Raw genomic sequence first — 8,446 nt, 5'->3', positions numbered from 1 at the left:
TGCCACATCGGCACCCCGACGGCCGAGGGGCAGTACGACATCAGGGAACTGAGGCAGGTGCAGGAGTTACTTGCGTACAGGTGAATCTTTTTTTGAAGACCGGCAGGCAGTAAAAAGGCAGGATTCGGCTTTGTAGAATCGAGCATGAGGCAAGAACACGCCTCAGGCATACTGCATGAAAAGTTTTTCATGGTAAACCCTCAAGTTCGGGTTGATGTCGCCCCCCAGAATTTCATTGAGTGAGTGTGGATCACCGCCTTCCCCGAAATCCGAACCCGGGGCTATCGCCCCCAGACCCCCGGCACAGGCACTCCAGAACGGGACATCTACAGAGCCCGGAATTCACAAAATCGATCTTCGAGTGACGGCCCGGGGAAGGAGAGGGCGAGAAATTCGGCCACAAAACATGATGCGAGGGCCCCGTCACCTGGAAACTTCGGTTATTATCCCTTTCAGCACCGGAAAAATGCGGTGGGAAGGCCGTCACCGCCGGCCGTACTTCCTGAACATATACCATAGCCCGCCAACGACACCGAGCACGACCAGCAGGCCGATAAATGCAATATACGAATGTTCCTGTACGACGACCCTGAACTCGTCCTTTTCCTCGGCCTGATCGCATTTCACCTGCGCGATCAGTTTGTACTCGCCGGCAACTATGTCAGCAGGAGGGATCACCGTCATCGTCACCTTCGTCCGTTCGCCCGGACCCAGACTCGCAATCAAGGGAGTATCGACCGTTGCCTGCCAGCCTTCTGGCGCACTGATGTTAATATTTACATTCGTCAGCGTTCCCCCGGTGCCCCCGTTCGTGAGGGTCAGAGGGAAGGACGTTGTGTCGCCCGGACTGATCTCAGAACGATAACTTGGCGAATACATCTGGAGATCATAGGTTCCTCTGAGCCGCAGCGTCAGGTTCTCTTCGTACGACCGGGCCGCAGACTGGATCACCGCTGTAAGATTGTATTCGCCGACACCGACCGAGTACGGTGGAATGACCTCAAGATAAAGGGTTTTTTCGTCGCCTGCGGGCATATAAGCCTCGGTAAGATCCTCGGTTGCGTCCTGCGCTTCTTTGAACCGGGCGTACCACTGATCAGGGAGGCCTTCCACTCCCAGAACATAGGTGTCGTCGGCCCTGCCGACATTTTTCAGGACAATTTCATATTGAGGAGTGCTGCCGACGGTCGCCATCAAAGATGGCGATTTTACTCGCACATCGGCATAGAAGTTCTCCTTGTCCAGCGGGACGATGCCGAGATCTGTGGTCTGTCCGATCCGGATCTCCACTTTTCCCTTGCTCCAGGGCTGATACCCTGCTTTTGTGACGGCGACGGTATAGACTCCCATAGGTGCGTCGATGCTGACCTTTCCCTCGGCAGTCGTCAGCATTCCTTCGATCCTTTCGTCGCCGGTATAGATGCCGACATCGGCACCTTTTACCACGGCCCCTTCTTTATCTACGGCAGTGAGCACCAGGTTTCCGGTTTCGCCACTATGTGTCTGAGTGATCCGGATATAGAGCCAGATCTTCCCGTCTCCGACACCGACACGAATGGGGTACTCGCCGACAGGGGCATACCCTGGTGACTCCACAACAAGCCGGATCGTCTTGCTCTCCTGCGCGGGGAGATACATCTTGTAGACATCTCGATCGTCGTCCACAAAACGGATCTTCCAGTTCGTATCGTCAAAATAGGTCCAGGAGTTGAGGGCACAGGTTTTCATATCGCCCATGTTGGTGACAGTCAGATCAAAGGTGGCTGTCTCCCCGGCTTCGATCATCTCTCCCGGAAAGTCGCACGCGATGGTGACGGCATTGGCAGTCGTCGCAGCCATCGCTCCAGGTACGAGTGTCAGGATGAGAAGACACGTCACGATCGCATTCATCGAAGGGTTTGTTGTCATCTTTTCGTCACCTGCCGGCGCTTTTGCATGTCCGGCGCCCTGCGTTCTGGCATAGACGGATCTTTTCGCAAGATCGGTCGATGCAATGCGTGCAGTCTCCCGGGCATGCATTATCTCCTGTAGATCGACATGAAGACATCCTCGATATCAGGCGTACACACCGAGATCTCCCGCACATGGACTCCCTGCTCGGAGAGAGTCGTCACAATCCGGCTGCGGATATCTGATGTCGCCCGGATCATCGCGCGATTCCCGTCCGTCTCCATGGAGACGATCGCGAGGTCTTCGATCCGTGGCAGTTGTTCTTCGGTTTCCAGGACGATCTGGATGAGGTCGCCGTCTGCCGGCCCCAGTACGCGAGCGACGTCTTCGATCGTCCCTTTCGCGACCAGACGGCCTTTTACCAGCAGGCCGACAGTCTTGCAGACTTCCCTGACTTCGGAGAGGATGTGCGACGAGACAAGGATCGTCTTCCCCTCGTCGGAGAGGTGGGCGATCAGGTCTCTGTACTCGCGGACTCCCTCGGGATCGAGGTTTGCCGTCGGTTCGTCCAGGAAAAGCACCTTCGGGTCGTTGATCAATGCCTGTGCAAGACCGAGGCGCTGTCTCATACCGCGGGAATATTCGCCGGCTTTCTGGGTCACGCCGTCCAGGTGCACGAGTTCGAGCAGGTCCTTGATCCGTTTCGATCTCTCCGACGCCTCCATCGGATAAAAACGGGCATAGTAGTCCAGGTTCTGCTCTGCGGTCATGTTCCCGTAGAATCCCACGTCTTCGGGGAGGTAGCCGATGATGTCCTTTACCTTCAGGGGGTTGCGGGCGACTTCTATTTCGTCGATAAAACACTGCCCGGCGGTCGGTTCGATCATGCCGACGAGCATCAGGATCGTCGTGCTCTTCCCTGCCCCGTTCGGGCCGAGAAAGCCGAAGATCTCTCCCTGGCCGATCTCCATGGTGAGATCGTCCACGGCATGCCTGCCGTTGTAATCCTTTGTCAGGTGTTCTGTTCTGATCATGACATTTCACCCTTTACCTGATATCGGTCCGCATGAACGCCGCATATGCCACTCCAAAGAAGACGCAGGGGAGGACGAAGAGCGCCAGGGCGTTCGCCCAGATCGCGTCGAGGAGTTTCCCGAGGTCAGGCGTCGTCTCAGGCGGTCCCTCCACGAAGGAGTAGGGGTTGTTGTCCATGGTGACCGCCTGTGTGGGATCGGTGATGGCCGTGGCCATTTTTTCGTAGTTCAGATCTGGAGAGAGGAGGTTGATTGCCGAGGAGAAGGCCGACCTTTTTGCCCAGTATGACTGCATCTCGTCCTGGTATGCCTGCATGCTCCCGGCATCGATGGACGACGAACCCGTCGCCGCGGACACGGGGGATGCCGGCGGTGTTCCGGTTATGGATTCGGCGGCCGCCCAGCCCAGGATCGGTACGACCGACGACAGGACGACGAAGATGATCAGGGTCGTTATGAGGGCACTCCCGCTGTCCTTTGAGACAGTAGACATCAGGAGGGCGAGAGAGAAGTAGACCAGGATAAAGATCCCGGAGACAACGGCGAAAACAAGAATCGCACCGAAGTCGTAGAGCGTCGGAACAATACCGACCAGGAGAAGTATGGCTATCGACACTGCCACGGCGGTGCCGAGGGCGATTGCCAGGGCCAGCACGCTTCCGAGCGCCTTCCCGTTGATGATCTCATCCCTGAAGACCGGGCGTGCGAGCAGGGTCTTGAGCGAGTGCTCCTCCTTTTCCTTCGATATCAGGTCAAAGCCCATCGCAATACCCAGGATCGTTCCAAAGAGGACGATATAGTCGGACATCTTTGAGAAGATCGTCAGAGGAGAGATTTTTTCGGAGAGAGATCCGGAGTAGGGGTCGTTTCCGGTGGCAGATTGCAACTGCTCACTGTAGGAGGCAAGGTTCTCGTTGTAGTCTTCGGCTCCCCCATAGATCCCCAGGGCGGAGATCATGAGGAGCAGGGCAAAGATGCTGAGAAAACGCCTGCTGGTCAGTTGATCGACGAACTCTTTATGTGCCACGACGAGGAGACCGGCAGGCATCAGGCATCACCTCCGCACCGGGTCTGGCCGGTCGAGTCACGGAATTTCCGCGGGGTGTGAAAAGGGCGTAATACCATTTGCAATTCCATTTTATCACCTGAGATCGATCCGTATGAAACGAGCATACGCGAGAGCAAGGAATACCAGCGGGAAGACGGCGATCACGACGATGTTCTGCCACACCCGGCCGAGGAGGTCGGCAGGGCTGGAGACGCCCCACCCTGATACCGGATCGCTCCGGTCGGTGAGCAGTTCTTTCGTGATCGCCTGATAGTTCCCGTCGGGGCTGAGTACCAGCACCAGATTTTCAACACTGTTGAGCGTCTGGTAGCGTGTCCGCGCCGCGTCCAGATAGTGCTGAATTTCTTCGGCCGGGGCGTCGTAGGAGGGATAGGTGGGGAGGTCGCCTGCGACCGCCTGTCCGGTATAGGTGGCGGCGGCCGGGACGAGGATCGAGAAGAGGATGAAGGCCGCCATCGTCCAGGCGAGCGCCTTCCCGCCGTCGTCGACGAGACTGGAGAACGCCAGGGCGACGGCGAAGTACGCCAGCAGGTACAGGACCGTGACCGCACAGAAGAGCGCCGCTATCTCGACGTCGTCGGGCTGGACCGTGATCCCTGAGGCGGCGATCATGCCGAGGGCCAGGACGACGGCTACGACGGATGCGATGGCCAGGACGATCCCGCCGCCGACGGCCTTGCCGGTGATGATCTCGTCCCTGAAGACCGGACGGACGAGAAGGGTCTTGAGCGAACGGGACGAGCGTTCGCCGGCGATGAGGTCGAACCCGACCGCTATCGCAAGTAGCGGCCCCCACTGAGCAAGACTCTCACCCAGGACGCTGAAGACGACCATCACGGAGGGAGGGTGAGACGCGGTGAGTGGGGACGAAAACGTGGGATCAGCGTACGCCACAGAATGTTCGTACAGTTTGAGGGCGTCATCGTAGGCGATGAGGCCCTGACGGAGGGACAGGACGGCCAGGACGAGAAAAATTGCCAGGATCAGCAGGAATGTCCGGTCTGTGAGGTGGTCGAGACATTCTTTCCGGGTAATGGTCGCCACCCGCCTGAGGTCAAGAATCTGTGTCATTGTGCATCACCTGATGTCCATTCGCAGAAATGCCAGGAATGCCAGGCCGAAGAGCGCGATCGGAGCCAGAACAAGCACGAGCACGTTCTGCCAGCACCGGGCGAGGGCGTCGAGAGGGTGTGCCTCCGTGCCGGCCGGAAGGAGTTCCAGATGCCCTCTGAAGGGCTGATATTCTGTGATCCTGGGGTTCAGACAGTACTGGACAACGGTCTTGTAGTTCATCTGGGGAGAGAATACCGTCACGACACTGTCGATCAGGGTCATCCTCTCCTCGTAGGTCTCTCGAGCAGACTGGCGATCAGAATGGTCTGCGTGGTCGAGTAAATCGGAATAAGACCCGGCAATGTCGTTCCTGACCTCAGAACCGACAACCGGGACGAGGGTGGAGAGGATGAAAAAGGCGACCAGTGCATAGAGAAATGCCTTTCCGCTCTCTCCGGCCACGGCCGAGATTGTAAGCGCAAGACAGAAGTAAAAGGCGAGCAGGGCGACCGTGGCGAGACCGAAGAGCAGGACCGACACGAGATCGTCGGCACCGGGCACGATCCCTCTGAAGAGAAGTACGGCCACCGAGAGGGCGAGACCGGCGGCGGTGACGGCGGTCAGGGCCGCCACCCCTCCCAGTACCTTGCCGGTGATGATCTCGTCCCTGAAGACGGGGCGGGCGAGGAGGAGTTTGAGGGAACCGGTCTGCCGTTCCCTGGAGACCAGGTCGAAGCCCATCGCGATCGCAAGGATTGCTCCCGCGGTCGAGACGACATCGTGGAGAGGGGAATAGATCTCTGCCGCCAACCCGCCACCAACCGACCCCTCTGGACCGAACTCAGCGAGTTTTGCGGGGTCGGCATACAGTGCCAGGGCGCTGTCATAATTGTCGAGGCCCTGCTGGAACGGGACGATGCAGACGAGAATGAGCAGGAACGAGAGAACCAGGAACGCCGGGTTGGTCAGGTGGTCGGCGAACTCTTTCTGCGCCACGACCCACAGGCCGCGGGGAGCGTTACGAGAAGATGTGTCTCTGTGCATGACGATTCTCCACAAATACCAGAAGGGGAGGGAGGCGTTCTTCCTCCCCTCTCATTACCGAAAGGACGTTTCAGACACTCGTCCAGCCGCTCTGATCGAACCAGTTCTTCGATACCACTCCGTTTTCGACGATCGCACGGTAGCCCCGGCACTTGTAATTCCCGGATGATGGACTGGAATACGTATCATACGCTCCTCCACCATTACTGTTGTAATAGTGCTCCATCGGAGAACTCTGAACACAGGAGTACGACGAACCGTCATCATACCAGAGGTTTGCCTGGGTATAGATCTCATCGACGGTCTGACTGACCGACGTTTCCGCCGTATACGAGACGCGGGTCGGCACAGTCAATTTTTCCGAGTATGCGATGTCGTTTGCCGTGTACGCACTCACCGCAGGCACGGCGGCAAGGCAGACAAGCAGCAACGCCATGAGCATGGGGCGAAGAAGAGCCCCTTTCTGTTTTCGGGTCATTTCTTTTCCTCCGATTTTCTCCAGAGGTAACAGACCGCAACAGCCATCCCTGATGACACCGGGCAATCCGATCGCCTCCGGGCCGATGCAAGAGGCCGGGCATGCATGCAGATTCGAGTGCCCGGCCTCTCTCGGGACACCCATTCGGGTATCCACGGCCAATTGTATATTCAATGATATATATGTGGCTTATGAGCCGATCATTTAACAATCGAGCGGACAGTTAAACGATCTGCTCACAAGGGTTAAAGCTACGGACGCAGAGTCGATCACGGTGCAAACATGCATGCAGAAAGAATTGTCCTCAGCCTCCTGATTGCCGCCGCGCTCCTCTTCGTCCCCTGTGCGGCAGCAACCGGCGATGCAGAATCCGCCGACCGGATCACCGTCTCCCCTGCCGACGACCGGTACGACATCGCCGGACCCGGCAACGTCATCCAGTCGATCAACGATCGGATCTACCCCGGCGAGACTGATCCCATAAGTAAGAACATTCCCACCGGTACGAAAAAGATCAGCATCCGTCTTGACTGGAGCGGCCACCCACACTCTGGCACAGACTCGGTCTCCCTGACCATCTATACCCCTGACGGCGGCCGGTACGGGCCGTATCTGGACAGTGCCGACGGAAAGATCGACGAAAAGATCTCGCTTGACCTCTCGGATTCACCGTCTCTCCCCTCTGGAAAATGGCAATTTAACGTGCGCGGCGATTCTGTACCGAAGGAAGGAGACGCGTACACCCTGAATGTATTATATTCCTGATGAGACACCTCTGATCATCCGCGAGGGTTGCGTGATGCAAAAAACACCCACTATCTTCTTTACAGTCATACTCGTCCTCCTCCTCTTCCTGAGTCCGGCAACGGCAAGGATCACCGTTGAACCAGAGTCCGCAGAACTACCCGGCGACATGATCAACGTAGATGACGAATATATCATGTCAATCTGGGAAATCCCGCCGGCTCGACTCGTTGCCTATTTTATTCTGATCAATTGCCCCCTCCTCGCGTTCCCTGCCGACCTGATCTATTCTTCCGGTCTCCGGGCATACCTGGGTTACCGTATCGCCCCCCGCACGGTCCCAGAGAACAGGAAAAAGATCCATGCGTGCATCAGGGACCAGCCGGGCATCTCCGCCTCCCGGATAGCAGGGATAACCGGGATCAGCCGCGGGACGGCGGCATATCATATCTCCCGCCTGCAATCTGGAGGGAAGATCAAAAAAGTACAGGCCGGAGGAAATGTTGGATACTTCATCCAGGTCGAGGACGACACTGAAGATAAAGAGTACACTCTCCTCCATACGCAGAACTCGACGGAGAAAGAGATCCTTTTTCTTCTCCTCGACACGCCCGGCCTCTCGCAGTCCGAGATCGCGGATGCGATCGGGATCTCCCGGCCGGCGGTCTTCTGGCATATGAAACGGCTCGACTTCGACGGTGTTATCGAATCGGCCCGAAGCGGCAGGAGTACATATTACCGCCTCATGCCTGGCATCCCGGACATTCTCACAGAAGAGATCAAGGACTAGGCCAGTATCCGGGATTCCGGCAGGGCATCTGCCTGACCTTCCCGGAGCAAGGCGCCGGTCACACCAGAAAATAAGATGATCTGATTATTCGGCGGTTCTTCCGGCAGACCCGCCATACATCCCCTGCTCCAGCACTGCGTCGACGAGCACCAGGGCGAGCATCGCCTCGGCGCATATCAGGTACATGCCCTCTCCCGACGACCTCCGGGCCATCGAGCGGGACCTCAGGTCGTACGGCGACATCCCGAAGATCGCCGTCACCATCACTTTCTCCCGCTCGCCCGGTCCCCCGCGGGACAGAAAAAGAGAGGCGGGTGAGGATGCCGGGGAATTTTCATCTCCCG

Annotated in this window: 8 protein-coding genes; 2 read left to right on the top strand and 6 right to left on the bottom strand. The window is 57.6% G+C overall.

Annotated features, from left to right (window positions below; genetic code table 11):
- Positions 1-483: 483 nt before the first annotated feature.
- The 6 genes from Q0520_RS05795 to Q0520_RS05770 form a co-directional block, all read right to left on the bottom strand.
- The gene (locus Q0520_RS05795) at positions 484-2,019 is read right to left on the bottom strand and encodes an NEW3 domain-containing protein (RefSeq protein ID WP_298667532.1); all 1,536 of its coding nucleotides are present in this window, start codon (positions 2,017-2,019) and stop codon (positions 484-486) included.
- On the bottom strand, positions 2,019-2,924 hold the full coding sequence (locus tag Q0520_RS05790; protein WP_298667530.1) for an ABC transporter ATP-binding protein: 906 nt from the start codon (positions 2,922-2,924) through the stop codon (positions 2,019-2,021). The genes Q0520_RS05795 and Q0520_RS05790 overlap by 1 nt, the downstream gene beginning before the upstream one ends.
- A 13-nt stretch (positions 2,925-2,937) precedes the next feature.
- Positions 2,938-3,972: an ABC transporter permease gene (locus Q0520_RS05785; RefSeq protein WP_298667528.1), complete on the bottom strand. Its 1,035-nt coding sequence runs from the start codon at positions 3,970-3,972 to the stop codon at positions 2,938-2,940.
- A 93-nt stretch (positions 3,973-4,065) separates the two neighbouring features.
- On the bottom strand, positions 4,066-5,064 hold the full coding sequence (locus tag Q0520_RS05780; RefSeq protein WP_298667526.1) for an ABC transporter permease: 999 nt from the start codon (positions 5,062-5,064) through the stop codon (positions 4,066-4,068).
- A gap of 6 nt (positions 5,065-5,070) precedes the next feature.
- A complete protein-coding gene (locus Q0520_RS05775; protein WP_298667524.1) occupies positions 5,071-6,090 on the bottom strand; it encodes an ABC transporter permease in 1,020 nt (339 codons plus the stop codon).
- Between the two features lie 70 nt (positions 6,091-6,160).
- Complete coding sequence (locus Q0520_RS05770; RefSeq protein WP_298667522.1) at positions 6,161-6,568, bottom strand: hypothetical protein; 408 nt, start codon at positions 6,566-6,568, stop codon at positions 6,161-6,163.
- Positions 6,569-6,850: 282 nt separating this feature from the next.
- Here Q0520_RS05770 and Q0520_RS05765 point away from each other — a divergent pair, with 282 nt between their 5' ends.
- Both Q0520_RS05765 and Q0520_RS05760 read left to right on the top strand, forming a co-directional pair.
- Positions 6,851-7,333, top strand: coding sequence for a hypothetical protein (locus Q0520_RS05765; protein ID WP_298667520.1), 483 nt, complete (start codon positions 6,851-6,853; stop codon positions 7,331-7,333).
- 34 nt (positions 7,334-7,367) lie between these two features.
- The gene (locus Q0520_RS05760) at positions 7,368-8,102 is read left to right on the top strand and encodes a winged helix-turn-helix transcriptional regulator (RefSeq protein ID WP_298667519.1); all 735 of its coding nucleotides are present in this window, start codon (positions 7,368-7,370) and stop codon (positions 8,100-8,102) included.
- The last annotated feature ends 344 nt before the right edge of the window (positions 8,103-8,446 follow it).

This window comes from uncultured Methanofollis sp. (assembly GCF_937919355.1).
GTDB lineage: Archaea > Halobacteriota > Methanomicrobia > Methanomicrobiales > Methanofollaceae > Methanofollis.
This window is presented reverse-complemented; position numbering and strand designations above follow the sequence as displayed.

Excerpts from the sequence above, each read along its gene's own strand:
- Q0520_RS05785 (WP_298667528.1), bottom strand. The coding sequence starts at position 3,972 with ATGCCTGCCGGTCTCCTCGTCGTGGCACATAAAGAGTTCGTCGATCAA.
- Q0520_RS05765 (WP_298667520.1), top strand. The coding sequence starts at position 6,851 with ATGCATGCAGAAAGAATTGTCCTCAGCCTCCTGATTGCCGCCGCGCTC.
- Q0520_RS05775 (WP_298667524.1), bottom strand. The coding sequence starts at position 6,090 with ATGCACAGAGACACATCTTCTCGTAACGCTCCCCGCGGCCTGTGGGTC.
- Q0520_RS05780 (WP_298667526.1), bottom strand. The coding sequence starts at position 5,064 with ATGACACAGATTCTTGACCTCAGGCGGGTGGCGACCATTACCCGGAAA.
- Q0520_RS05790 (WP_298667530.1), bottom strand. The coding sequence starts at position 2,924 with ATGATCAGAACAGAACACCTGACAAAGGATTACAACGGCAGGCATGCC.
- Q0520_RS05795 (WP_298667532.1), bottom strand. The coding sequence starts at position 2,019 with ATGCATGCCCGGGAGACTGCACGCATTGCATCGACCGATCTTGCGAAA.
- Q0520_RS05760 (WP_298667519.1), top strand. The coding sequence starts at position 7,368 with ATGCAAAAAACACCCACTATCTTCTTTACAGTCATACTCGTCCTCCTC.
- Q0520_RS05770 (WP_298667522.1), bottom strand. The coding sequence starts at position 6,568 with ATGACCCGAAAACAGAAAGGGGCTCTTCTTCGCCCCATGCTCATGGCG.